Below are 24,755 nucleotides of genomic sequence, written 5' to 3' on the forward strand. Positions count from 1 at the left end.
GCTCACGCGGGTCATTTCACGACGAAGGCGTAATGTCCTTGCGTGCGGTGGCCGTCCGCGGCCACCGCCACCCACGCGACCGTGTACACGCCGGGTTTGAGCGTCCCGAGCGCCACCGTCATATGCTTTTTGTCGTTCGGGTCGACGCCCGACTTGCCGTTCGTGCTATCGGCTCCGGTCGCGTCGGTCACTTTGATCGAGCTGAACGCGGGCTCCAATGCGTCGTCGAACTCGATCGATACTTGTTTCGTATCCGTGCCCACGCTTTGGCCGGCGCCCGGTGTCTGCTGTTTCGGATGAGCGTGAGCGCTCGCCCATTGCGAGCACGCCAGCAGCAATGCGGCCGCGAAAATCCGCGTGCACAGCGAAGTCGATGATGTTTTCATGGTTCGAATCCGAAGTTAGAACAACGGCTTACCGAGGGAACCCGGGAATACGTCGTCGAAAAATAGATGGGCTTGCAGCAATACGCCGGTATGCGTTCCGCTGGCGCGATTCACGGGGATCTGCGCCTCGATGCCGAACTGGCCAAAGCGATTCGTCCATAGCAAGCCGGGATTGATGGTACCCGTCGTTTGTCCCGAACAAGCGCCGGCGGTACACGTGCTCATCGGAAATTCGACGACCGGAATCAAGTTCGAGAGCGGCTGCGGCAGATGCAAGTCTTTCACCTGCGACTGCAAGTACGGGATGCTGTATTGCAGCGTCAGCCCCCAACCGAACGAATTCGGTCCGTTGTCCGAGGTCGCGGTGGTGATGTTCAGGCCGAATTGCCGGCGCGATTCGCGCGCACGGCGACACCGCGGCGCTCGTGGGCCGCGGAAACGTTCCGGTCAAGACTCAGGAAACGGCGGGAGGGGCGCGCGGTTGCGCCGTATAAACGCGCTCCGCGTGCCAAGGCACGGCCGCCGATGCGACATGGGCGGCCTTCGCCGCGGCGAAGGCGGGAACGACGCGCGGCGTCAACCCGGGCAGCAACGGAAGATGCGCGAAAAAGCCGCAATAGCCGCATGCCTGCCCATGTTCAAACGTATCGTGCCGATGAGATCCGCCTGCGCCGGCGTAATGCGCATGATGGGCGTAATGGGCCGCACCCTGCCGCGCCCCGCATTCGACGTAGGACGATTGCTCGATGCTCGTGCGCGAGATGAGCACCTGAGAGATCGGCGGCGCGAGCACGGTCAGCCAGATTGCAAGCAATCCGAGCAGCGTACCGAGCTTTTGCAATCGGCGATCGAGCATCATCGGGCGCGCAGCGCACGCAAAGGGAATCCAAACCGCTCGATTATCGGCGACGCCGCCCGGACCGTACAAGGCGGCTGCGACAATCCGCCGGAGGGGCGGCGCAACGTAAAGGCCGCGTCGCACCGGGCGTACAATCGCGCCACTTCGATTCGACGCATGCCATGGACCTCGAAAGCATTCTCTTCAAACAAGGCTTCGGCTCACGCCGCCAATGCCGCGCGTTGATTGCCGAGGGGCGCGTCACGGTCGCCGGCACCGTATGCACCGAGGCGCATACCGACTTCGCCCTCGACGATCTAACGTTCGACGTCGACGGCACCGAGTGGCGCTACCGCGAGCGCGCCTACTTGATGTTGAACAAGCCGTCCGGTTACGAATGCTCGCGCGATCCGCAACACCATTTGAGCGTGTTTGCGTTGCTGCCGCCGCCATTGGCCGCGCGCGGGGTTCAATGTGTCGGCCGGCTCGACGAGGACACGACCGGGCTATTGCTGCTCTCCGACGACGGTCAGTTCGTTCACGCTCATACATCCCCGAAGCGCAAGGTGCCGAAGACCTATCTCGCGACGACGCGCCACGCGCTCGACGAGCACCAACTGCAAGCGCTGCGCGACGGCGTGCTGCTGCATGGAGAAAAGGCGCCGATCGCGGCGGCTGGCGCGAGCATCCGCGGCGAGAAGCTGCTCGAGATTACCGTCAACGAAGGCAAGTATCACCAAGTCAAGCGCATGATCGCGGCGGCAGGCAACCGCTGCGAGGCACTGCATCGGGAGAAGATCGGCTCGCTCGCGCTACCGGCAACGCTTGCGCCGGGCGCATGGCAGTGGCTCGACGACGAAGCCTTGCGCGCACTGCGCGGTTGACCGGGCGTGGTGCGCCCCTGCGCCGGGCGCCGATGCATGGGTCCCCGCGCCGCCCGAACTGTGCGCCGGCGCACACCTAATCCGAAGGAATCCTCGATATCGGGTCGCCCCCCTATGGGGCCCGCCCGGTCCCACCCCTATACTGCCTCTAACGAACAAATGAGGATCGCCCGCGCGAATCCGATCAAGAGACAGTTGGAGGGAGGTGTGTCGTGGCCATTCATAGCACGCTCGAGATTTCGTACGGGACGCTCGTGTTCGCGGCGCTCGGTGCAATCCTCATCGGCGCATTGCTGACGGTGATGCACGTCAAGCGCCGCTACCATCCGAACCTGATCGGCGCTTTGCTTGGTGCCCTGCTGTGCTTCTTGCTGCTCGAGGCGCTGCCCGCGCTCATTTAACGGACCGAAGTCCGCGTAAGAAGTCGTCGACCGTCGGATAGCGCAACGTCGCGCCCAATTCGCGCTTGAGCCGCACGTTCGACAAACGCCGCGATTCGCGCATGAACGACAGCGTCGCGGGATCGAGACTGCGCTGGGCCGCCTCGCGTGTGACACGCGGCACGCGCGGCAGGCCGAACGCATCGGCCACGCGGTCGAAATAAGCCCCCATCTTCAGCACGGTGTCGTCGCAGGCGTGGACGACACGCCCGATGCGTCCGCGCACCGCGACGCGCAGCATGATCGCGGCCAGGTCGTCGGCATGAATGTGGTTCGTGTAGACGTCCTCGTCCTCGAGCAGCGCCGGCTTGCGTTGCTCGATCCGCGCGAGCGGCAGGCGCTCGCGCGCGTAAATGCCCGGAATGCGCACGATGCTCGCCGCGACAGCGCCGCGCGCGCTCGCTTGCCTGAGTTGGCGCTCGGCCGCCACGCGTCGTTTCGCGCGAGCGTTCGCGGGCCTGACCGGCCGCGTCTCGTCGATGAAAGCACCGGCACAATCGCCGTACACGCCCGACGTACTCGCATAGACGAGCCGTAACCGCGCGCCGGGCCATGCCGTCGAAAACGCCTCGGGTACAATACGGCGTTTAGACCGCACGCCCACGCCAGGCGCAAATCGGCTCGGCTCCAATGGATCACGGGCCGCTTGCCGAAGGTGGCGCAGCCGCCCTTCGGCCGGCGCGGCGAGGCGAGCCGGGCGGTGCCGCCAGCGTCGCCCGAGCGCCGCGATCAGCGCCCGGGTGCGCGGATCGTCGTTGCCGTGCGGCGGCGGCGGCGCAAGATGCAGTACGGTAGGCGCAAGCCCCGCGAGTCTTCGCAACGTGCGCGGGGTGTCGAGGTCGCCGACGATCGGTGTCAAGCCTTCGGCGCGCAGTACGCCGGCACGCTCGGCGCGTGTGGTCAGCGCGATGACGCGCGCGGGCACCGAGCGGGCGAGCAAGCGCCGCGCGCAGCGTAGTCCGACATCGCCGCATCCGACGATGAGCACGCGGGGCCGGCGCAAGATTCGTGTGGCGTTCATGTGCGCGCATTGTAGCGGTCCGCCGCCGCACGCGCTTCGGCCCAAGATTTTTTCGCTTTTTTCGTTTCCATCGAGCTATGGCATACAACGTGACCCTCCGGCAAAGCGGCCGGCAGTTTCAAGTAGAACCCGACGAACCCGTACTCGTCGCCGCGCTGCGCCAAGGCGTAGGCGTCCCCTACGGCTGCAAGAACGGCGCATGCGGCTCGTGCAAGGGCGAGGTCGTGTCGGGCCAGGTCGAGCAACGCTCGCATTCGTCATCGGCATTATCGAACGACGAGAAAACGCGCGGCATGGCGCTGTTTTGCTGCGCCACGGCTCAGTCCGATCTCGTCATCGACGTGCGCGAGATCGCGGGCGTCGGCGATGTCCAGGTCAAAAAATTGCCGTGCCGCGTGAACGCGCTCGAGCGCCGCGCCGACGACGTCATCGTGCTGAAGCTGCAATTGCCCGCGAACGAGCGGCTGCAATATCTCGCCGGACAGTACATCGAGTTCATTTTGAAGGACGGCAAGCGCCGTAGCTACTCGATGGCGAGCGCGCCGAACGACGAAGGTCCGGTCGAGCTGCATATCCGCCACATGCCCGGGGGCCTCTTCACCGACCACGTTTTCAATACGATGAAGGAGCGCGAAATCCTGCGCTTCGAAGGCCCGCTCGGCACCTTCTTCCTGCGCGAGGATTCCGATAAGCCTATCGTCCTGTTGGCCTCGGGCACGGGTTTCGCGCCGATCAAGGCCATCGCCGAGCACGCGTTTTTCAAGAACATCGATCGGCCGATCACGCTTTACTGGGGCGCGCGCCGCAAGAAAGATCTGTACATGCTCGAGCTCGCGGAAAGCTGGGCGCAAGCTCACCCGAACTTCAAGTTCGTCCCCGTGCTGTCCGAGCCCGATCCGAGTGACGACTGGACGGGCCGGACCGGTTTCGTGCATCGCGCCGTGATCGAAGACTTGCCCGATTTGTCGGCCTACCAGGTGTACGCGTGCGGCGCGCCGGTCATGGTCGAATCGGCCTTGCGCGATTTCACCGCGCACCACGGCCTGCCGGCCGAAGAGTTTTACGCCGATTCGTTCACGAGCGAAGCCGATCTCGTCAACGCGGTCTGACGAGACGAAAATGCGACAGCCGATGCGGCACTGTCATTGCATCGACACGCACGCTGTCGTATTCTTGCGCCCATGAACCGCAAGCTACCCGCCCTCCGACGTCGCCGCTCGCTCCCCGCCAGGGAAGCCGTCGGCTCGTAGCGGACGCGCGCCTCGCCAGCAATCGGCAGCAAGCAGGCAAGCGCGTAATCGGTCAAAACCGCAAAGCCACGGACTACCGTGGCTTTTTTCATTTCCCGCTCACCTTTCCTTCACTTATCGCGGAGCCGTGCCATGCAATCGACGCAGAACCCGACGCAGTCGCTGATGTACATCACCAACCGGCCGGACATCGTCTTTACGCGCGGCGAAGGCTCGTGGCTCGTCGACAGCGAAGGCAAGCGCTACCTCGATTTCATTCAGGGCTGGGCCGTCAACTGCCTCGGGCACTGCCATCCGGCGATGATCGAGGCACTCGAAACGCAAGCGCGCCGACTGATCAACCCGTCGCCGGCGTTCTACAACGAGCCGATGGCCAACCTCGCCGCGCTGCTGACCGAACACAGCGTCTTCGACAAAGTCTTTTTCGCCAACAGCGGCGCGGAAGCGAACGAAGGCGCGATCAAGCTCGCGCGCAAATGGGGCAAGAAATTCAAGAACGGTGCGTACGAGATCATCACGTTCGATCACAGCTTTCACGGCCGTACGCTCGCGACGATGTCCGCCAGCGGCAAACCGGGCTGGGACACGATCTACGCCCCGCAAGTGCCGGGCTTTCCGAAAGCCGAGCTGAACGATATCGCTTCGGTCGAGAAGCTCATCGGCGAAAAGACCGTCGCCGTCATGCTCGAGCCGATTCAAGGCGAAGGCGGCGTCATTCCGGCCACGCCCGAGTTCATGCGCGAGTTGCGCGCATTGACGAAGCGCCATGGGCTGCTGCTGATCGTCGACGAAGTGCAAAGCGGCTGCGGCCGGGCCGGCACCCTCTTCGCCTACGAGCTCTCCGGCATCGAACCCGACATCATGACGCTCGGCAAAGGCATCGGCGGCGGGGTGCCGCTCGCAGCGCTGCTCTCGAAGGCCGACGTGGCCGTGTTCGAGGCGGGCGATCAAGGCGGCACGTATAACGGCAACCCGTTGATGACGGCGGTCGGATACGCGGTCATCAAGACGCTGACGGCGCCGGGTTTCCTCGACGGCGTCCGGGCGCGCGGCGAGTACCTGCGCACGAAGCTGCTCGAGCTTTCGGCCGAGCGCGGCTTCGAGGGCGAGCGCGGCGAGGGCTTGCTGCGTGCGTTGCTGCTAGGCAAGGACATCGGTCCGCAAATCGTGGAGAAGGCACGCGACATGCAGCCCATGGGCCTGCTGCTGAACGCGGCGCGGCCGAACCTGCTGCGCTTCATGCCGGCGCTGAACGTCACGAACGAAGAAATCGATCAAATGATGGCCATGCTGCGCACCATCCTCGATTCGCTTTGAGGGGTGTAAGCGAGGCGCGGGGCGATCTTCGGACGCCTTGCCTGCGCAAAAAAGCCGCATGCGCGATCGACACGCATGCGGCTTTTTATTTCACCTCGGGCTTAGGCCTGGCCCGGGCCCTATGGACCCAAGCCGGCCTCATGCCCGCAGCTTACATCGAGACCTTGTTGATGAAGGTCCGCTTGCCTTCCTTGTAGCCGTAGATCGAGATGACGCCGTGCTTCAGGTCGCCCTTCGCATCGAACGTCGTCTGGCCGATCACGCCCTTGTAATCGGTCGCGGGCATCGCGGCGAGGATCTTGGCCGGATCGACCGAGTTCGCACGCTTCATCGCGTCGACGATGATGTAGACGGCGTCGTAGGTGTAGGGCGAGTACAGCACCACGTCTTGCTCGTAGCGCTTCTTGTACTTCGCCGCGAACGCCGCGCCGCCTGCCATTTGGTCGAGACCGACGCCGGCTTGCGAGCAGACGATGTTGTCCGCCGCGTTGCCTGCCAGATCGGCGATGTTAGCCGTGCACACGCCGTCGCCCGCGAGGATCTTCGCGCGCAGGCCCAGTTGCTTTGCTTGCTTCGCGAACGGGCCGCCCGTCGCGTCCATCGCGCCGATCATGATCGCGTCGGGATTTTCGCCCTTGATCTTCGTCAGAATGGCGCGGAAGTCGACCGCCTTGTCGTTCGTCGCATCGTGCGACACGACCGTCATGCCCGCCGCCTTCGCGGCCGTTTCGAATTGCTGCGACAGACCTTGGCCGTACGCCGTGGAGTCGTCGACGATCGCGATCTTCTTCACGTGCAGTTCCTTAGCCGCGTAGTTCGCGAGCGCGGGGCCTTGCTGAGCGTCGGTCGCGACGACACGATACGTCGTCTTGAAGCCTTGCTCCGTGTACTTCGGATTCGTTGCCGACGGCGAGATCTGCACGATGCCTGCGTCGCTGTAGATCTTCGATGCGGGGATCGACGTGCCCGACGTTTCGTGGCCGACGACGGCGACGACCTTGTCATCGACGAGCTTTTGCGCGACTTGCGTCGCTTGGCGCGGGTCGCCCGCGTCGTCTTGCGGATCGAGCTGGAGCGTGACCTTTTGACCACCGATCACGAGGCCCTTCGCATTGATCTCTTCGATCGCGAGGCGGGCGCCGTTTTCGTTGTCCTTGCCTTGGTGAGCCGAGCCGCCCGTGAGCGGAGCGACGTGGCCGATCTTGACGGTCGTATCCGCGTAAGCGGCATTGGAAAGTGCAAACGAGAGCGCGGCTGCTGCAGCACAGCCGGTGAGAAGCGACTTAATCACTGTTTTATTCCCTTGTTGGATCGGGTTTTGATGACACTACTGCGACTACTGCAACGACTGCGGGCCGTGGGCCCATTGACGGCGCCCGTGCGTCTCGCACGGGCGCGCGAGAGATGGCGTTACTCGCCGAGGTACGCGGCCCGCACCTTCGGATCGTCGAGCATTTGCTTGGCATCGCCCGACATCGTGACCATGCCGGAATCCATCACGTAGCCGCGGTTAGCCGCTTGCAGCGCGAGGCGTGCATTCTGCTCCACGAGCAACACGGTCAAGCCTTCCTTCGAGATGTCGCGCACGACTTCGAAGATCTTCTCGACCATGATCGGCGACAGACCCATCGACGGTTCGTCGAGCAACAAAAGCTTAGGACGGCTGATGATCGCGCGCGCCATCGCCAGCATCTGCTGTTCGCCGCCCGAGAGCGTACCGGCCAATTGCTTGGCCCGCTCCTTCAAGCGCGGGAAGTAGCCGAACATGCGCTCGACGTCCTTCTCGATGCCGTCGTTGTCGCTGCGCAGATAGGCACCCATCTGCATGTTTTCGAGGATCGACATGCGCGCGAAAATGCCGCGGCCTTCCGGCACCATCGCCAAGCCGCGCTTGAGCAACTCATGCGCCGGCACGCCCTTGATCGACTGGCCCATATACTCGATGTCGCCGGCCGAATAGGGCTTCAGGCCCGTGATGGCCTTCATCGTCGTCGTCTTGCCCGCGCCGTTCGCGCCGATCAACGTGACCAGCTCGCCCTGCGCCACTTCCATGTCGACGCCCTTGACTGCCTGGATGCCGCCGTAATTGACCTGCAGGCCCTTGATTTTCAACATTGCCGTAGCCATCAGTGGACCCCCGCGCCCAGATATGCCTCAATCACCTTCGGGTTCTTCTGCACGTCTTGCGGCAGACCTTCAGCGATCACCTTGCCGTAATCGAGCACCGTCATGCGATTGCACAGGTGCATCACGAGCTTCACGTCGTGTTCGATCAACAGAATCGTCTTGCCGTCGTCGCGAATCTTTTCCAGAAGACGCGTGAGTTCGACCTTCTCCGTCGCGTTCATCCCCGCCGCCGGCTCGTCGAGCGCAAGCAGCTTCGGATCGGTGGCCAGCGCGCGCGCGATTTCCAAGCGGCGTTGGTGGCCGTACGACAGGTTGCGCGCCGTGTAGTCGGCGTATTGCAGCACGCCCACGTACTCGAGCAGCTCGAGCGCGCGCTCCTTGATCTCGCGCTCTTCCTTACGCTCGGCCGGCGTTTGGAACACCGCGCCCAGCAGCCCGTGCTTGGTGCGCACGTGGCGCCCCACCATCACGTTCTCGAGCGCCGTCATGCCGCCGAACAAACGAATGTTTTGGAACGTACGCGCGATACCGGCTTGCGCCACTTGGTGCACGGCCGTCGGCGTGTAGTCCAGCCCGTCGAGCTTGAAATCGCCCGAATCGGGCGTGTACAGCCCCGTGATCACGTTGAAGAACGTGGTCTTGCCCGCGCCGTTCGGGCCGATCAAACCATAGATCGTACCTTCCTCGATTTGCAGACCCACGTCCGACAGCGCTTGCAGGCCGCCGAACCGCTTGTTCACGCCCTTGACGGACAAACGAATGCTTTTGTTGCTCATAGATAGACTCCCGTTCCGTCGAGCGTTAAGCGCGCACCGGCTTCTTGGCGTTGCGCTTGGCCAGTTTCGCGATCTTGTCCTCATGCTTCGGCGCGGGCCACAGACCTTCCGAGCGGTAGAGCATGATCAGAACCATCGCCAGACCGTAGAGCAGCTGACGGATCACTTCCGTGTCGACGATCTGATGGCCGAACATCCAATGTTGCAGCGGCCCCATCGTCGAGCGCAGGAATTCCGGGAAGATGGCCAGCAGCAGGGCACCCAGGATCACACCGGGGATGTGGCCCATGCCGCCGAGCACGACGCAGGCGAGCACCACGACCGATTCCCAGAACGTGAACGACTCGGGCGAGACGAACCCTTGGAAGCCGCCGAACATCGCACCCGAGAGGCCGCCGAACGACGCGCCCATCGCGAACGCGAGCAGCTTCACGTTACGCGTGTTGATACCCATCGCCTTCGCGGCGATTTCGTCTTCGCGAATCGCGGCCCAAGCACGGCCGATACGCGAATGCTGAAGGCGCGTACAGACCCAGATCACGAACAGCGAGCACAGCACGAAGAGGTAGTAGTACGAATAGACCGACGGGAATTCGAAACCGAACAACGTGTGCGTTTGCGCGAGGCTGAAGCCCGCCACGTGCACCGGGTCGACGCCGGTAATCCCTTGCGGTCCGTTCGTGATGTTGATCGGGCGGTCCAGGTTGTTCATGAAAATCCGCACGATTTCACCGAAACCGAGCGTCACGATCGCCAGGTAGTCGCCGCGCAAACGCAATGTAGGCGCACCGAGCAGCACGCCGAACAGCGCGGCCAAGCCCATCGCGATCGGCACGACCACGAAGTACGACAGGTGCAGACCGTTCGGCCAAATATGGCCGATCCATTCGAACTGCGTGGACAGGTGCGGCGAAGTGAGCAGCGCGGCCGTGTAGGCACCCACTGCGTAGAACGCGATGTAGCCCAAGTCGAGCAGGCCGGCGAAGCCGACCACGACGTTCAGGCCCAGCGCCAGCATCACGTAGAGCATCGCGAAGTCGAGCACGCGAACCCAATAGTTGCCGCCGGCCGCGCCGATGATCATCGGCGCCGCAATAACGAAGATAGCCGTGAGTACACCCACGACAAGCGTCTTCGTGGCATTTTTCTCGGGGATGAGCGTGGTGGACGGCTCGATCGGTTGAATTGAAGTCATTTGCTTTGCTCCTTACCCTTACGCGCGGTCAGCCACACGTTCGCCGAGCAGACCCGACGGACGGAAGACCAAGACGATGATCAGCACGACGAAGGCGAACACGTCTTGATAGTTACTACCGAATACGCCGCCCGTGAGGTTGCCGATGTAGCCGGCACCGAGCTGTTCGATCAGGCCCAGCACCACGCCGCCGACCATGGCGCCGCCCAGGTTGCCGATGCCGCCGAGCACCGCTGCGGTAAACGCCTTCATGCCCGGAATGAAGCCCATATAGAAGTGAACGTTGCCGTATTCGGAGGCGATCATCACGCCGGCCAACGCGGCCAAGGCCGAGCCGATCATGAAGGTGGCCGAAATCACGAAGTTCGGGTTCACGCCCATCAGGCTCGCGACGTTCGGGTTCTCGGCGATGGCGCGCATCGCGCGGCCGAGCTTCGTCTTGTGCACGAGCAACAGCAGACCGCCCATCACGAGGAACGCGACGACGATGATCGTGATTTCAGTCATCGAGATCACCGCGCCGACGCTCGTGTCGGTCGCCTTGATGACGTTGAGCGGATCGGTCGAAATGAGCTGCGGGAACGGCAGCGGGTTGCGCGACCAGATCATCATGGCCAGCGTTTCCAGCAGGATCGACACGCCGATGGCGGTGATCAGCGGGGCCAGGCGCGGCGCGCGGCGCAGCGGCCGGTACGCGGTACGCTCGATCAGGTAACCGACGACCGCGCACACGGCGGCGGCGACGATGAGCCCGATGATGAGCGTCGGGATGTTGCCAAGCCCGGGGAAGTGGTTGTGCAGCACGTTGATGGTGGACAGCGCGACCATCGCACCGACCATCAGCACGTCGCCGTGAGCGAAGTTGATGATGCCCAAGATGCCGTACACCATCGTATAGCCCAGTGCGATGATCGCGTAAACGCTCCCAAGCACCAGACCGTTGAGGATCTGCTGGATGAAGATATCCATTTAAAGCTCCTTAGCCCGTGCGACTGGATCTTCGCTTCGCGCCGGTTGTAACCAGGGTCGGCGAAAACCGCAACGGCACTGCGGGTACTGATAAAAAAACCGGTAAGGGTCGGCCACCTCACAGCTACCGCTCGAAGCCGTGATTCGGCAGCAGACCGGTGGGGCGGATGCAAAAACGGCACCGTCGGGTATCCGGTGCCGTCGCGTTGCCATGCTCCGTCACTACACCTCCACGACGTCGAGAACCGCGCGGACGCTGTCCTTGAAGTCGTGAAGCGTAATGGCACCGTCTCGCGAATCGCCGCGGACGTCGAGGGTGATGAGGGCCATCCGCGCACTCGCGTGCGTGGGTGTCATCGCCATCAGCGTCTTGGGCGTCTCGATCGAGGCGGCACACTTTTTCGCGTCGAACGCCGCCAAAGCGGCCTCCGGCACCAGCGTGCTTGCGCGGGCTTCGCCATGCGGCGCGAAGTCAGCTTCTTGCCGCCGGCACGCGGGCGATGAACCTGCCTGCGAACCGGCGCGATACCGCCACGCATCGAGTGCGGACGGCATCCCCTTGCCGGCACGCACGCCGCCCGCAAGGATTGTTGCTCCGATTTCGAGTGCGGCCTGCGCTGCAGGCAACACACTCAACGAAAATATTCCGCCATACCCGCGCGTGCTCATTCGAGCGCGCCCGGTGCGGGTGGGGAAAATCGCCGGCGCCGACGTGCGCGAAGGCACGAGCCGGTGCGAGCGAGCTGGCCGCGCGTGGTCGCTCAACCGCGACGCCGCCTGCTTTTTATTTTGTTTGTCCTGATCCAAAGGCGCAGGGCATGCCGCCATCCATCCGGCTGGCCCCAAGGAGACGATAGCCGCCGTCTCGTTCGCCGGCCCCGCGACGGCCCTCGCCGCGACACCGATGCTCGCCTCGCCGCCCTTCGTGTTGCTCGTTGCGGCGTAAGCAAACTTGACTTGCATTAACTAGGTCTCCTGCGCCTTACTCAATACCGATGCCAGAAGGCCCGGGGACCTTGAGGACGCGCGCATTGTAACTCTAATTACCGAACGGCCAATATGCTGAATCGCCAGGGTTTTCCTGCATTGCAACCTTTTTTTGAGACCCTTATTTGGTGAACGTCGCAACCTAGTTGCAACATTTCGGCATTTATTGGGAGCAACCTCTACCGGCGCGTTCTTGGGGCAAATAAAAAAGCGCGCCCGAAAAGGCGCGCTTTTTCAATCGAAACAGCCACCAAGGGAAAACCCCGAGCCGCGATATCGATGGAAACGATCGATCGGCTTGCGTCCCACCTTGCGTCAGGTCGACAAAGCAAGACCGCGCGGCAGCGGAAACGAGATGTTCTCCTCGATCCCTTCCAGCGCACGCACGTTGCGCACGCCGAGCTCGCGCAGCCGCGCGATCACGGCTTGGGCGAGCACCTCGGGGGCGGACGCGCCGGCCGTGACGCCGATACGCACCTTCCCCTCGACCCACGCGGGATCGATTTGATCCGGCGAGTCCACCATATAGGCGGGCACGCCCCGCTTTTCGGCGACTTCGCGCAGACGGTTCGAATTCGAGCTGTTCGGGCTGCCCACGACGATCACGACGTCGCACTGCGGCGCCATGAACTTGACCGCGTCTTGCCGGTTTTGCGTCGCATAGCAAATGTCTTGCTTCTTCGGCTCGCGAATCAGCGGGAAACGCGCCTTGAGGGCGGCGATGATATCGGCCGCGTCGTCGACCGACAACGTCGTTTGCGTGACGAAAGCGATCCGCGCGGGATCGTCGACTTCGAGCGCGTTGACGTCGTCGATGCTTTCGACGAGATACATGCCCTCGCCGCACTGCCCCATCGTCCCCTCCACCTCGGGGTGACCCTTGTGACCGATCATGACGATGTCGAGACCCTCCTGCCGCATCTTCGCCACTTCTATATGAACCTTGGTGACGAGGGGACAGGTGGCGTCGTAAATGCGCAGCCCGCGCGCGTCGGCTTCCTCGCGCACCGCCTTCGATACGCCGTGGGCGCTGAAGATGACCGTGCTGCCCGCGGGCACTTCGTCGAGCAATTCGACGAAGACCGCACCCTTCTTGCGTAGATCCTCGACGACGTAGGCGTTATGGACGATCTCGTGCCGAACGTAGATCGGCGCGCCGAATAGTGTGATCGCGCGCTCGACGATCTCGATGGCGCGATCGACGCCCGCGCAAAAGCCGCGCGGCTGCGCGAGCAGAATTTCCGCCTCGGCTGCGGCGAGGGAGGTGTCCGTGAGGCTCATGTCTACAGAATTCCGATGATTTGCACTTCGAACGTGAGCGCTTGGCCCGCGAGCGGGTGATTGAAATCGAACAGCGCCGAGGTTTCGCCGACCTCCTTGAGCACGCCCGCGTAGCGTCCGCCGCTCGGCGCGTTGAATTCGATCAGATCGCCCGGAGCAAAATCCTCGCCCATCATGCCGTTTTCGCGCAGCGTCGCAAGCGACACGCGCTGGATCAAATCGGGGTTGCGCGGACCGAAGGCTTCGCCCTCACCTAGCCGGAAGGTCGAATGGTCGCCCGTCTTCATCCCCACGAGAATATCTTCGAGCGGCTCGGCCAACTGGCCCGCGCCGAGGAGCAGCGTAGCCGGTTTGTCGCCGAACGTGTTCACGATGTCGCCGCCATCGGCCAGTGCAAGCCGGTAGTGAAGCGTGACATGCGAGCCGGCCTTCACTTCTGAAATATCGATGATGCTCATGCTGTGTAGCTCGTTGGGCAAACGTGAGTTGCGCGGCGCGCGCAAGGAGCGCCGGGACGGATCGCGCCCCTAGGGTGGCCGCCCCGCGGATGGCCGCCCCGCACAAAGCATCCATTGTAAGCCAGCTCGCGCCGGGCGAGATCGCGCCCTATGAGCGCGCCCGGCGCGAACCTCCCGCAACGCCGCTATTCGGAGACGCACAATGCAAGATAGTTCCACCGTCGTACCGTTTCGAGCCCCGCCCGGCCGCGCGCAAGGCGGCAAGTGCCGCCCGCGCCCCGGCGCGGCGCGCGATATGCCGCGCGAGCGGCTCATCGACGTCGGCCCGGCCGCGCTCTCGGACACCGAACTGATCTCGATCTTCCTCTGCTCGGGGCTGCCGGGCCACGACGTGTTCGACGTCGCCCGTTCGCTGCTCGAGCGTTTCGGCTCGCTGCGCGCGATGCTCGACGCGACCCCGGCCGACTTTCGCGGGTTGCGCGGTATCGGCCCCGCCAAGACAGCCGTGCTGTTGGCCGTCATCGAGATGGCACGGCGCGCGCTCGCCGAGCGCGCCCGCGAGCGTCCGCTCGTCGATTCGACCGCCGCGGTGCAAGATTACGTCCGGCTGCTGATCGGCGCCCGGCCCCATGAAGTGTTCGTCTGCCTCTATTTAGATGCGCGGCACCGGCTGATCGATACCGAGGAAACGTCGCGCGGATCGCTCACCCGCCTGGCCGTCTATCCGCGCGAAATCGTGCGTCGGGCGCTGGAGGCGAACGCCGCGAGCCTGATCGTGGCGCATAATCACCCGTCGGGCGCGGTCAAACCGAGCGCGAGCGACCGGCAACTCACCCAGGTACTGCGCGATGCGCTCGCGCTGATCGACGTGCGGCTCGTCGATCATCTGGTGGTCGGACGCAACGATATCTTTTCGTTCGCGCACGCCGGCTGGCTTTGATGGCGGGGCGCCGGCACGTTCGCCACAGATCGATGTAAATTCGGTTTGATTTTTCGGCGCTTTTTCTGCTAGAATCGCCGTCTGCCTGTTTCCAACCCCGTTCAGAAGCTTGGGGGGAGGTCGCCGCGACCGGTTGCTGATCGGCTTCCCGTGCCCAGTTTGGGCCGCCCGCCGCCCACCATCCATCGCTTTCACGCGGCTTAGCTTGTCAGGGCAGCGCGCCGTTAGGCGCATGTCTCGGCTTGCTAGGAACGGCGAGAAAAGCGGCGGTGTCTACCTTTCCTGTTAGGCCCGACCCAGGCTTGAACCCCGAATTTAAGCGTTTTAGGAGTGCTCTCATATGGCACGCGTATGCCAAGTAACTGGGAAAGCGCCGATGAGCGGCAACAACGTTTCCCACGCGAACAACAAGACGAAGCGGCGCTTCTTGCCGAATCTGCAATACCGCCGTTTCTGGGTGGAAAGCGAAAACCGTTTCGTGCGTCTGCGCGTTTCGAACGCCGGTCTGCGCCTCATCGATAAGAACGGCATCGATACCGTGCTCGCCGATCTGCGCGCACGCGGCGAAATCTAAGGAGTAAGTCATGGCCAAAGGCGCACGCGACAAGATCAAGCTGGAGTCGACCGCAGGCACGGGTCACTTCTACACGACCACGAAGAACAAGCGCAACATGCCGGAAAAGATGGAGATCATGAAGTTCGATCCCGTCGTCCGCAAGCACGTGGCGTACAAGGAAACGAAGATCAAGTAATCGGTTCCCTTCGAGCTCGAAGACACTAAAAGCCCCGCCTCGTGCGGGGCTTTTTGCGTCGTGCTCTACCCCTTCCGTGCCGGCGCGCGGTATCCTCCCTCGTTTACCCGCGCAACTTTTACATCGCGGCGGGCGCAAGCGAGATCGGGGACAGAGGATTTGCACATGAATTTCGACGTCGTAATCGTAGGCAGCGGGCTCGCGGGGCTAACCGTCGCGCTGAATTTGGCTGAAAAACGGCGCGTCGCCGTCATCGCCAAGCGATCGATGATGGAGGGCGCGAGCGATTGGGCGCAAGGCGGGATCGCCGCCGTGCTCGATTCGGCGGACAGCGTCGAAAATCATGTCAGCGATACGCTGATCGCCGGCGGCGGCCTTTGCGACGAAGGCGCCACGCGCTTCATCGTCGAAAACGGCCGCACCGCCATCGAATGGCTGATCGCGCAAGGCGTGCCGTTCACACGCGACGATGCCGCCGAGCTCGGCTTCCATCTGACGCGGGAAGGCGGCCACAGCCATCGGCGCATCATTCACGCGGCCGACGCCACGGGCCACGCCGTCGTCGCCACGCTCTCGGAGCGCGTGCGCGCCCACCCGAACATCACACTGCTCGAAGACCATTACGCGATCGACCTCATCACGTCGGATCGCCTCGGCTTGCCCGGCCGGCGCTGCCATGGCCTTTACGCGCTCGATTTGGCCAACGGCCGCACGGTCACGCTACAGGCACCGCATACGATCCTCGCGACAGGCGGGGCCGGCAAGGTCTACTTGTACACGACGAACCCCGACACGGCCACCGGCGACGGGATCGCCATGGCGTGGCGCGCGGGCTGCCGCGTTTCGAACATGGAGTTCATCCAGTTCCACCCGACGTGCCTGTTCCACCCCTACGCCAAATCCTTCCTGATCACCGAAGCGGTACGCGGAGAAGGCGGCAAGCTCCTGTTGCCCGACGGCACCCGCTTCATGCCCGCGCACGACGAGCGGGCCGAACTCGCGCCGCGCGACATCGTCGCGCGCGCGATCGACTTCGAGATCAAGAAACGCGGTATCGATTGCGTCTACCTCGATATCAGTCATCAACCGGCCGAGTTCCTGCGCGAGCATTTTCCGACGATCCTTGCCCGTTGCCTCGAATTCGGCATCGATATCACAAAGGACCCGATTCCCGTCGTGCCGGCCGCGCACTACACATGCGGCGGCGTCGTGACCGACCTGGCCGGGCGTACCGACCTGGCCGGCTTGTACGCGGTGGGCGAAACGTCGTGCACGGGCCTGCACGGCGCCAATCGCCTCGCCAGCAATTCGTTGCTCGAGTGTCTCGTCATCGGACGCTCCGCGGCGGAAGCGATCGAGGCCGAAGGTTTCGATGCCGGCGCCCACGCGCCGCTGCCCGATTGGGACGAAAGCCGCGTCTCCGATCCCGATGAGGAAGTCGTCGTGGCCCACAACTGGGACGAACTGCGCCGGCTCATGTGGAATTACGTCGGTATCGTGCGGACCGATAAACGCCTCGCGCGCGCCAAGCACCGCATCGCGATGCTGCGCGACGAAATTCAGGAGTACTACGCGAATTTCAAGGTGAGCCGCGATCTGCTCGAACTGCGCAATCTCGTCGACGTCGCGTCCCTGATCGTCGATAGCGCTCGCTCGCGCCGGGAAAGCCGCGGTCTGCATTTCTCGCGCGATTGGCCGTCGGCGCTCCCCAAGGCGCTGCCGACCGTGCTCTCGCCCGAGCGAGTACGCAACCGGAAGATCTGATCGAGGATCGAGCCCGCGCCGCCGGCTCGCAAACGCGCTAGATCAAGCGCATCGAGTAGTCGGTGGCGCGCACGTCTTTCGTCAGCGCGCCGATCGAAATGCGATCGACTCCCGTCTCGGCGATCGTGCGCACGGTGTCGAAACTGACGCCGCCCGATACCTCGAGCAGGGCTCGCCCCGCCGTTAGCTTGACGGCATCGCGCATCGCCTCGAACGAGAAGTTATCGAGCAAGATCGATTCGGCTCGGTGGGCCAGCGCCGTCTCCAATTGCTCGATCGTTTCCACCTCGATCTGAATCGGCACGCCCGCGTCGAGCGCATAGGCCGCGTCCAAGGCCGCCCCCACCCCGCCGGCTGCGGCGATATGGTTTTCCTTGATCAAAATGCCGTCGTACAACGCCAGGCGCTGGTTCGCGCCGCCGCCCACGCGCACCGCGTACTTTTGCGCCAGGCGCAGCCCGGGCAGCGTCTTGCGCGTATCGAGAATATGGGCCCGGGTGCCCGTGACGGCGTCCACATAGCGGCGCGTCGCCGTGGCCACGCCCGAGAGCAACTGCAGGAAGTTCAGGCCGTTGCGCTCGGCCGTCAGCAGCGAGCGCGCGGGCCCGCGCAGGAAACAGACCGCCGAATCGGCGGTCATGAGATCGCCTTCGCGATAACGCCAATCGATCTCGATCGATGCGTCGACCTGCCGCATGACGGCGACGAACCAGGGCACTCCGCAGAGCACCGCCTCCTCGCGCACGAGAATGCGCGCCTCGCGAATCGAATCGGCCGGGACGAGCCGCCCCGTGCGGTCGCCGTCGCCGACGTCTTCCGCGAGCGCATCGGCGACATTGCGGGCGAGCGCCGCATCGAACGCCGCGCCGTAGCGCGAGCGGACTTCGGCGAAAAGCGGCGAGACGGCGTCCGCCACACGCGTTGCTTGTTGCTCGGTCATAGGGTCAAGTGATCCTTTGCGCCTTTCGCGGCCACGCGGGCGGCCACGGCGCACGAATGGGGGGACTGCGGAAAAAGGCGTCTCGTCAGGCCGGGCCGACGTTCGCGAACAGCGCCGTATCGCGAGCCAAATCGCCGCTCGTACGAACGCGCTTCTTATGCTCGGCCGCGAATGCCAGCATCCGATCGATCGGCACACGCGCACGCTCGCCCATGCCGGCGTCTACGAAGATCTCGTTATGGCCGCGCTCGAGCACGTCGACCAAGTTGGCCAGCCCGTTCATCGCCATCCACGGGCAATGCGCGCAACTCTTGCACGTCGCGCTGTTGCCCGCGGTGGGAGCCGCGATAAACGTCTTGCCGGGAGCGGCGAGGCGCATCTTGTGCAAGATACCGAGATCGGTCGCGACGATGAAGTGGGTCGCGTCCAAACGCGTGGCCGCGTCGATCAGTTGCGTCGTCGAACCGACCACGTCGGCCTGCGAAACGACGCCCGCCGGCGATTCGGGATGCACGAGGACCTTGGCGCCCGGATATTCGGCGCGCAACAAATCGAGCTCGATGCCCTTGAACTCGTCGTGAACGAGGCACGAGCCCTGCCAGAGCAGCATATCGGCACCCGTTTGCTTCTGGATATACGTGCCGAGGTGGCGATCCGGCGCCCACAGGATTTTTTCGCCGCGCGCATGCAAATGCTTCACGATTTCCAAACCGATCGACGACGTGACCATCCAATCGGCGCGCGCCTTCACGGCAGCGCTCGTATTGGCATAGACCACGACGGTGCGATCGGGATGAGCGTCGCAAAAAGCGGAAAATTCATCGGCGGGGCAGCCCAGATCGAGCGAGCACGTCGCGTCGAGATCGGGCATCAAGATACGCTTGCCGGGGCTCAGAATCTTGGCCGTCTCGCCCATGAAGCGAACGCCCGCCACGACGAGCGTTTGCGCCTCGTGGTCACGGCCGAAGCGAGCCATCTCGAGCGAATCGGCTACGCAGCCACCCGTTTCGTCGGCCAACTCCTGCAACTCGGCGTCGACGTAGTAATGCGCGACGAGCACGGCTTTTTCGCGGACGAGCAACTCGCGCACACGCGCCTTGAGCCGCGCGCGCTCTTCGGGCGCCGGCGCCGGCGGCACCTTGGCCCATGCGTGGCCGACGCCGCACACGGCGCCGCCCTGCGGCTTGTCGAATTCGACGGTTTTGATGGCCGGATCCATCGTGTTCTCCACTAGTGCGCCTGGCGGCGTGGGCCTCTCGCCTGACGATCGAGATGAGCGGAGTGCATAACGAGGGCCCCAAAAAGCAACACCCCGCCAGACGCGGGGTGTGTGACGTACCGAAATTTTAAAGGATTTCGCGTTTAGCCGTGCTCAGGCGTACCGGCGCAAGCGCATCGCGAATTCCTGCAGCGCCTTGATGCCGCTTTGCTCGGCCCGATGGCACCAATCTTGAAGTTGCACGAGCAATTGCTCGCGCGAAGCGTTCGAGCGTTCCCAGATCGCGCTCAGATCGTTGCGCAACTCGATGAACGTCCGCAGCGTCTGGCTATCCGCGAAGATCTCGGGAAGCTGGCGCTTTTGCGGCTCGTCGAGGCCCGCCTCCTCTTTGTGGAACCAGTTGCGTGCACCGCGCATCAGTTGGTACTTCTCGCGCGAGCCGATTTCCTTCAAACGCGCGAGCTCCTGACGATAGGCACGCTTGACCGTCTTGGCGTAACGCGCCATAACTTCGTAGCGGTTGCTCAGCACGGCTTGCAGCGTCTCTTGATCGAGCACGAGCTTGCGGTCGGCGAGCCGCGGCGTGGGCGCGACCTTCTTGACCTTCGCAAGTCCGACGGCCGACATCATGCGGATGTACATCCAACCGATATCGAATTCGTACCACTTGTTCGAGAGCTTCGCCGACGTCGCGAACGTGTGGTGATTGTTATGCAACTCTTCCCCGCCGATGATGATGCCCCACGGGAAGATGTTCGTGCTCGCGTCGGCCGAATTGAAATTGCGGTAGCCCCAGAAGTGCGCGAGCCCGTTGACGACGCCCGCCGCCCAAAACGGAATCCACACCATCTGCACGGCCCAGACGGACAAGCCGACCACGCCGAACAGCGCCACGTCGATCACCATCATGATGCTCACGCCGAGGATCGGATAGCGCGTGTAGACGTTGCGCTCCATCCAGTCGTTCGGCGTACCGTGCCCGAAACGGCGCAGCGTTTCTTCGTTCTTCGCTTCGGCGCGATACAGTTCGGCGCCTTCGAGCAGCACCTTCCAGATACCGCGCGTTTGCGGGCTATGCGGATCTTCCTCGGTCTCGCATTTCGCGTGGTGCTTGCGGTGGATCGACGCCCACTGGCCCGTGAGCATGCCCGTCGTCATCCAAAGCCAGAGACGGAAGAAGTGGCTTGCGGCCGGATGCAGATCCAGCGCGCGGTGCGCTTGGCAGCGATGGAGATAAACCGTGACGCCGATAATCGTCACGTGCGTGACGGCAAGGGCGAACAATACGATTTGCCACCAAGAAAAGCGAAGGAAACCGTGTGCAAGAAAATCGAGAAGGGAGTTCAGCAAGGCGTTGTACCTGTATTGCGACGACACCCAGCTCGGTTGCGGGCGTCAAAAAGTTGAAAGCTGGCTTTCAGACCTGCTCGGCATTCTACTTCAACCGCCGCAAGTAGTTGTAACAAATGAGGTTTTACCCCGATGCGCGACCGCAACGGGCGCCAGGTTTATCCCGATTTACGGCTTGCGCGCGGGCGCTGCGGCCGATCGACGCAGCGACGATCGAGCACCCCATGCGCACCTCTCATGCATCGGCAGCCAACGCCGTGCCCGCTCCAGCGGGCGGCTCGCCGGGCGGCATCGGAGCGTTGGCCCCTTCCCGCCCTATTTCGACGGCGCCGCCGACGGCCGTCGGCAACCCGCCGACGATATGAATATCGCGCCGGCTGAACGGAATCGAAATCCCGTTTTCGTTGAACAGCCGCCAGATGTTGCGGTTGATCGTCGAGCGTGTGCCGGCCGTCCCTTTGGCGGCCTCCTCGATCCAAAACCCGAGTTCGAGGTTGATGCCGTCGGCCCCGAAGCCGGCCAGGTAGGCGGCCGGCGCGGGGTCCGTCACCACGCGCTCGACACCCTGCGCCGCTTCGACGAGCAGCGCCAGCGCCCGATCGAGATCGGATGTGTAGGCGATCTGGACGACTGCCTTGGCATAGCCGCGCGTGAGGTACGACGAATGGTTTTGCACGACGTCGGTCACGAGCTTTTCGTTCGGGATCAGCGTCTCGATACCGTCGAGGCCGCGCACCGTGGTGTAGCGCGTGCGGATTTCGGTGACTTGCCCTTGCAGCCCCGCGACGTTGATCGTGTCGCCGATGCGCAGCGACCGGTCGATCAGGATGATGAAGCCCGACACGTAATTGCTCGCGATCTTTTGCAAGCTGAAGCCGAGCCCGACGCCGAGCGCGCCGCCGAACACGCCCAGCACCGTGATGTCGATACCGACGAGCGAGAAACTCACGAGCAATGCCGCGAGCACGAAGAGCGCCCGCCCGAGGCGCGAAAGCACGACTCGCAGGTTCGCGTCGATCGAGTACGCGCGCATCACGCGATCCTCGTACACGGAACCGAGCCAAAGCGCCGCGATGACGGTGGCGCCGACCCACATGAGCCCGGTCGTGAGCGAGAGCAGCGTCATGTGCGCCGTGCCGACGCGAAAGTGCACCGACGCCATCCAGCGCAACACCTCGTCCTGGATGCCGAGCACGGTGACGACCATGCCGATCCATACGAGGAACGAGACGAGTTTCTCGGTGATCGAGAGCCAAGCATGCGCCTGCCCCGATCGAGCAAACACGCGGCGCGCGATGAAAAAAACGATATAGATCAACGCGATGCCGATGAGCGGCACGAGGGCCAGCTCGAGCAGCGACGTGGACATGTACTCGTCGAGGACCGTCTGCGCGATCCAAACGAGCGCGCCGCCCAGGAGCGGGAATAGCGCCTTGTGCAGGCTTTCGGCGCCGAAGCGGGCCGTCTGGTGCCGGGCTTGCCGGTGAGAATCGAGCTTGCGGCGCAAGAGCCGGGCGAAGATCCATGCGAACAGCAACGTGCCGACGAGTGTGGCGGCCTGCCAGATCATCACCGGCTCGCCGTAATCGCGGACGATGCCCGCGAGCATATGGGAAAGGATTCGGTTCTGTGTCATCGGTTCCACGAGGGGCCGGCCGCGCGGCCGGCCCGGAGTCCATCAACGGGCAAGGCCCGCTCGCAAGCCGCGAGCGGGCTGGGGCCGCCGCCGCTCACTTCAAGCGCGGCGCTCGAGGACGGCCGCGAAAAAGCCGTCGGTCGCGTGCCGATGCGGCCAGAGGGACAAATAGTCGCCCATTTCGATCTCGATGCGCTGCTCGGCCAGCACCTTGCCCGCGGGAATCAGCGTGAAATCGGGATGGTCGGCCAAAAATTGCGTGACGATCGCTTCGTTCTCCGCCTCGAGCATGCTGCACGTCGCATAAACGAGCCGGCCGCCCGGCTTCACGAGACGCGCCGCGCTGGCGAGGATCGAGCCCTGCTTGGGCACCAGTTCCTCGACCGAGGCCGGGCTTTGGCGCCACTTCAAATCGGGGTTGCGGCGCAACGTGCCGAGACCGCTGCACGGCGCGTCCACCAGCACGCGATCGATCTTGCCGGCCAGCCGTTTGATCTTGGCATCCTGTTCGCTGTCGATGAGCACGGGGTGCACGTTCGACAAGCCGCTTCGCGCGAGCCGCGGCTTGAGCTTGGCCAAACGACGGTCGGACACGTCGAACGCGTAAAGCCGCCCCGTCGAGCGCATCGCGGCACCGAGTGCGAGCGTCTTGCCGCCGGCACCGGCGCAGAAGTCGACGACCATCTCCCCACGGCGCGGCGCGACGAGCGCGCACAGCAGTTGGCTGCCTTCATCCTGGACTTCGATCCAACCGTCCTCGAACGGCTGGAGCTTGGTCAGCGCGGGCTTGCCCGACACGCGCACGCCGAGCGGCGCGAACGGCGTCGCGCCCGCTTCGATCCCCGAGGCCTGCAACGCGTCGAGCACCTGCTCGCGATTGGCCTTGATCGGATTGACCCGCAGGTCGAGCGGCGCCGGGTAATTTAGCGCCGCCGCGAGTTGCGCGAGTTCCTGCTCGTCGAATCGCTTGGCGAGCGCTTCGACGATCCACTCAGGCAGATTTGTGCGCACACGCAGCGGCAAACTGGCCGGGTCGATCTTCGAGACGTGCTCGAGCCAAGCCCCCTCGGCCTCGGAGACGAACGGCGCCACGGCCGCGCGGCCCGCGGTCTGCATCAAACCGAGCAGCGCCAGACGCCGCGTCGGATTGCCGCTGCCGCTTTCGGCCAGGTGAGCGAACTCCATGCGCCGGCGCAGGACCGCGAACACGGCCTCCGCGATGATTCCACGCTCGGCATGACCGAGCTTCGGATGCGCGCGGAAGAACCGGCTCGTGGCGGCGTCGGCCGGCCCCGTGAATTTCAGAATCTCGGCCAGCAGCGTCTCCGTTTGACCGATCAAGAAGCCGTGCAGCGCGGAATCGCGTCGGGCCGCGTGCGGTCGCGCCGCGTTCGGTCGGGCCGCGTTCGGACGAGCCCCGCTCGGGCGGCCGGCGGCGCGATTGTCCTTGGGCGAGCCTTTTGCCGCACCTTTGTCTTTCTTCTTAATGCTTTTCATGCGGTCGTCCCTTCGGTATCCGAGAAAAACCATTGCGGCTCGGGTGGCGTCACCGTGACCCGGAGCCCGGCGAGCGTCAAACGCCCTTCGACGAACCAGCGCACGGCGCGCGGATAAATGGTGTGCTCGACGGCCAACAGCCGCCGCGCGAGCGAGCCGGCGTCGTCGGCCGCCGTCACCGGAATGGCGCCTTGCACGACGATCGGCCCATGATCGAGCTCGGGCGTGACGAAATGCACGGTCGCGCCGTGCAGCGTGACGCCGGCCTGCAGCGCGCGTTCGTGCGTGCGCAGCCCGGGAAAGCTCGGCAGCAGCGACGGATGAATGTTCAGCATCCGGCCCGCATAGCGCCCGACGAAGCTCAGCGTCAGTACGCGCATGAAACCGGCGAGCACGACGAGATCGGGCGAAAAGCCGTCCACCACGTCGGCCAGTGCCGCGTCGAACGCCTCGCGATCGGCGAAACCGCCATGTTCGACGACGGCCGTCGCAATGCCGTGGGCCGCCGCGAAGGCGAGCCCGGGCGCGTCGGGCCGGTTCGACACGACCGCCGCGATGCGCGCCGGCCAGCGCTCGCTAGCGCAGGCGCGTACGATGGCTTCCATGTTGCTGCCGCGCCCGGAAATCAAAATCACGATATTTTTCATCCAGCGATTTTATCACCCGGGGGGCCCGCTAAAGCCTCGCGCCGCCGCGCGCGGCCCCGAGCGTTTATAATCTTTTGCTTT

At 64.0% G+C, this 24,755-nt stretch carries 25 protein-coding genes and 1 pseudogene; 8 read left to right on the forward strand and 18 right to left on the reverse strand.

Going from position 1 to position 24,755, the window contains the following annotated elements; all coding sequences use genetic code 11:
• Nucleotides 1–11 precede the first annotated feature (11 nt).
• From C0Z18_RS28130 to C0Z18_RS28140, 3 genes and pseudogenes are all read right to left on the reverse strand, one after another.
• Complete coding sequence (locus C0Z18_RS28130; RefSeq protein ID WP_102648722.1) at nucleotides 12–386, reverse strand: copper resistance CopC family protein; 375 nt, start codon at nucleotides 384–386, stop codon at nucleotides 12–14.
• A gap of 15 nt (nucleotides 387–401) precedes the next feature.
• Nucleotides 402–746: pseudogene (locus C0Z18_RS28135) on the reverse strand (hypothetical protein); the annotation flags it as partial.
• A 94-nt stretch (nucleotides 747–840) separates the two neighbouring features.
• Complete coding sequence (locus C0Z18_RS28140; RefSeq protein ID WP_146014118.1) at nucleotides 841–1,245, reverse strand: DUF2946 domain-containing protein; 405 nt, start codon at nucleotides 1,243–1,245, stop codon at nucleotides 841–843.
• 161 nt (nucleotides 1,246–1,406) lie between these two features.
• On the opposite strand from C0Z18_RS28140, the gene C0Z18_RS28145 reads away from it, so the two are divergent.
• Entirely contained in the window at nucleotides 1,407–2,108 is a 702-nt protein-coding gene (locus tag C0Z18_RS28145) for a pseudouridine synthase (RefSeq protein WP_102648724.1), read from the forward strand.
• A 212-nt stretch (nucleotides 2,109–2,320) separates the two neighbouring features.
• Nucleotides 2,321–2,509: a hypothetical protein gene (locus C0Z18_RS28150; protein WP_102648725.1), complete on the forward strand. Its 189-nt coding sequence runs from the start codon at nucleotides 2,321–2,323 to the stop codon at nucleotides 2,507–2,509.
• Here the strand turns inward: C0Z18_RS28150 and C0Z18_RS28155 are convergent.
• Nucleotides 2,502–3,569, reverse strand: coding sequence for an NAD-dependent epimerase/dehydratase family protein (locus C0Z18_RS28155; protein ID WP_102648726.1), 1,068 nt, complete (start codon nucleotides 3,567–3,569; stop codon nucleotides 2,502–2,504). The genes C0Z18_RS28150 and C0Z18_RS28155 overlap by 8 nt on opposite strands.
• Before the next feature lie 77 nt (nucleotides 3,570–3,646).
• On the opposite strand from C0Z18_RS28155, the gene C0Z18_RS28160 reads away from it, so the two are divergent.
• Complete coding sequence (locus tag C0Z18_RS28160) at nucleotides 3,647–4,678, forward strand: CDP-6-deoxy-delta-3,4-glucoseen reductase (RefSeq protein WP_102648727.1); 1,032 nt, start codon at nucleotides 3,647–3,649, stop codon at nucleotides 4,676–4,678.
• 273 nt (nucleotides 4,679–4,951) lie between these two features.
• Nucleotides 4,952–6,136 carry an acetylornithine transaminase gene (locus C0Z18_RS28165; protein WP_102648728.1) on the forward strand — a complete coding sequence of 395 codons (1,185 nt, stop codon included), beginning with the start codon at nucleotides 4,952–4,954 and terminating at the stop codon, nucleotides 6,134–6,136.
• Nucleotides 6,137–6,287: 151 nt separating this feature from the next.
• Here the strand turns inward: C0Z18_RS28165 and C0Z18_RS28170 are convergent, their stop codons facing one another.
• The 8 genes from C0Z18_RS28170 to C0Z18_RS28205 all read right to left on the reverse strand — a co-directional run bounded on the left by C0Z18_RS28170 (nucleotide 6,288) and on the right by C0Z18_RS28205 (nucleotide 13,929).
• Entirely contained in the window at nucleotides 6,288–7,427 is a 1,140-nt protein-coding gene (locus C0Z18_RS28170) for a branched-chain amino acid ABC transporter substrate-binding protein (protein ID WP_102648729.1), read from the reverse strand.
• A 119-nt stretch (nucleotides 7,428–7,546) separates the two neighbouring features.
• The gene (locus C0Z18_RS28175; RefSeq protein ID WP_102648730.1) at nucleotides 7,547–8,263 is read right to left on the reverse strand and encodes an ABC transporter ATP-binding protein; all 717 of its coding nucleotides are present in this window, start codon (nucleotides 8,261–8,263) and stop codon (nucleotides 7,547–7,549) included.
• Nucleotides 8,263–9,039: an ABC transporter ATP-binding protein gene (locus C0Z18_RS28180; RefSeq protein WP_102648731.1), complete on the reverse strand. Its 777-nt coding sequence runs from the start codon at nucleotides 9,037–9,039 to the stop codon at nucleotides 8,263–8,265. Before C0Z18_RS28180 ends, C0Z18_RS28175 begins: the two co-directional genes overlap by 1 nt.
• 25 nt (nucleotides 9,040–9,064) lie before the next feature.
• Nucleotides 9,065–10,234 carry an ABC transporter permease subunit gene (locus C0Z18_RS28185; protein ID WP_102648732.1) on the reverse strand — a complete coding sequence of 390 codons (1,170 nt, stop codon included), beginning with the start codon at nucleotides 10,232–10,234 and terminating at the stop codon, nucleotides 9,065–9,067.
• Nucleotides 10,235–10,252: 18 nt separating this feature from the next.
• On the reverse strand, nucleotides 10,253–11,203 hold the full coding sequence (locus tag C0Z18_RS28190; RefSeq protein WP_102648733.1) for a branched-chain amino acid ABC transporter permease: 951 nt from the start codon (nucleotides 11,201–11,203) through the stop codon (nucleotides 10,253–10,255).
• Nucleotides 11,204–11,425: 222 nt separating this feature from the next.
• On the reverse strand, nucleotides 11,426–12,166 hold the full coding sequence (locus C0Z18_RS28195) for a hypothetical protein (protein ID WP_102648734.1): 741 nt from the start codon (nucleotides 12,164–12,166) through the stop codon (nucleotides 11,426–11,428).
• 339 nt (nucleotides 12,167–12,505) lie between these two features.
• Entirely contained in the window at nucleotides 12,506–13,471 is a 966-nt protein-coding gene (gene ispH, locus C0Z18_RS28200; protein ID WP_102648735.1) for a 4-hydroxy-3-methylbut-2-enyl diphosphate reductase, read from the reverse strand.
• A gap of 2 nt (nucleotides 13,472–13,473) precedes the next feature.
• Nucleotides 13,474–13,929, reverse strand: a complete 456-nt coding sequence (locus C0Z18_RS28205; protein WP_102648736.1) for an FKBP-type peptidyl-prolyl cis-trans isomerase — start codon at nucleotides 13,927–13,929, stop codon at nucleotides 13,474–13,476.
• A 202-nt stretch (nucleotides 13,930–14,131) separates the two neighbouring features.
• On the opposite strand from C0Z18_RS28205, the gene radC reads away from it, so the two are divergent.
• From radC to nadB, 4 genes are all read left to right on the forward strand, one after another.
• Entirely contained in the window at nucleotides 14,132–14,869 is a 738-nt protein-coding gene (gene radC / locus C0Z18_RS28210; protein WP_102648737.1) for a RadC family protein, read from the forward strand.
• Nucleotides 14,870–15,209: 340 nt separating this feature from the next.
• On the forward strand, nucleotides 15,210–15,443 hold the full coding sequence (gene rpmB, locus C0Z18_RS28215; RefSeq protein ID WP_102648738.1) for a 50S ribosomal protein L28: 234 nt from the start codon (nucleotides 15,210–15,212) through the stop codon (nucleotides 15,441–15,443).
• Between the two features lie 10 nt (nucleotides 15,444–15,453).
• Entirely contained in the window at nucleotides 15,454–15,621 is a 168-nt protein-coding gene (gene rpmG / locus C0Z18_RS28220) for a 50S ribosomal protein L33 (protein WP_007586229.1), read from the forward strand.
• Between the two features lie 165 nt (nucleotides 15,622–15,786).
• Nucleotides 15,787–17,385, forward strand: coding sequence for an L-aspartate oxidase (gene nadB, locus C0Z18_RS28225; protein WP_102648739.1), 1,599 nt, complete (start codon nucleotides 15,787–15,789; stop codon nucleotides 17,383–17,385).
• Between the two features lie 37 nt (nucleotides 17,386–17,422).
• Here the strand turns inward: nadB and nadC are convergent, their stop codons facing one another.
• The 6 genes from nadC to purN form a co-directional block, all read right to left on the reverse strand.
• The gene (nadC, locus tag C0Z18_RS28230) at nucleotides 17,423–18,325 is read right to left on the reverse strand and encodes a carboxylating nicotinate-nucleotide diphosphorylase (RefSeq protein WP_102648740.1); all 903 of its coding nucleotides are present in this window, start codon (nucleotides 18,323–18,325) and stop codon (nucleotides 17,423–17,425) included.
• Between the two features lie 85 nt (nucleotides 18,326–18,410).
• On the reverse strand, nucleotides 18,411–19,544 hold the full coding sequence (nadA, locus tag C0Z18_RS28235; protein ID WP_102648762.1) for a quinolinate synthase NadA: 1,134 nt from the start codon (nucleotides 19,542–19,544) through the stop codon (nucleotides 18,411–18,413).
• A 153-nt stretch (nucleotides 19,545–19,697) separates the two neighbouring features.
• Nucleotides 19,698–20,894 carry a DesA family fatty acid desaturase gene (locus C0Z18_RS28240; protein ID WP_102648763.1) on the reverse strand — a complete coding sequence of 399 codons (1,197 nt, stop codon included), beginning with the start codon at nucleotides 20,892–20,894 and terminating at the stop codon, nucleotides 19,698–19,700.
• A 235-nt stretch (nucleotides 20,895–21,129) separates the two neighbouring features.
• Nucleotides 21,130–22,530: a mechanosensitive ion channel family protein gene (locus C0Z18_RS28245; RefSeq protein ID WP_102648741.1), complete on the reverse strand. Its 1,401-nt coding sequence runs from the start codon at nucleotides 22,528–22,530 to the stop codon at nucleotides 21,130–21,132.
• 99 nt (nucleotides 22,531–22,629) lie between these two features.
• Entirely contained in the window at nucleotides 22,630–24,027 is a 1,398-nt protein-coding gene (locus C0Z18_RS28250; protein WP_102648742.1) for an RsmB/NOP family class I SAM-dependent RNA methyltransferase, read from the reverse strand.
• The gene (purN, locus tag C0Z18_RS28255) at nucleotides 24,024–24,674 is read right to left on the reverse strand and encodes a phosphoribosylglycinamide formyltransferase (protein ID WP_102648764.1); all 651 of its coding nucleotides are present in this window, start codon (nucleotides 24,672–24,674) and stop codon (nucleotides 24,024–24,026) included. The genes C0Z18_RS28250 and purN overlap by 4 nt, the downstream gene beginning before the upstream one ends.
• Between the last annotated feature and the right edge of the window lie 81 nt (nucleotides 24,675–24,755).

It is taken from the genome of Trinickia dabaoshanensis (assembly GCF_002879885.1).
GTDB lineage: Bacteria > Pseudomonadota > Gammaproteobacteria > Burkholderiales > Burkholderiaceae > Trinickia > Trinickia dabaoshanensis.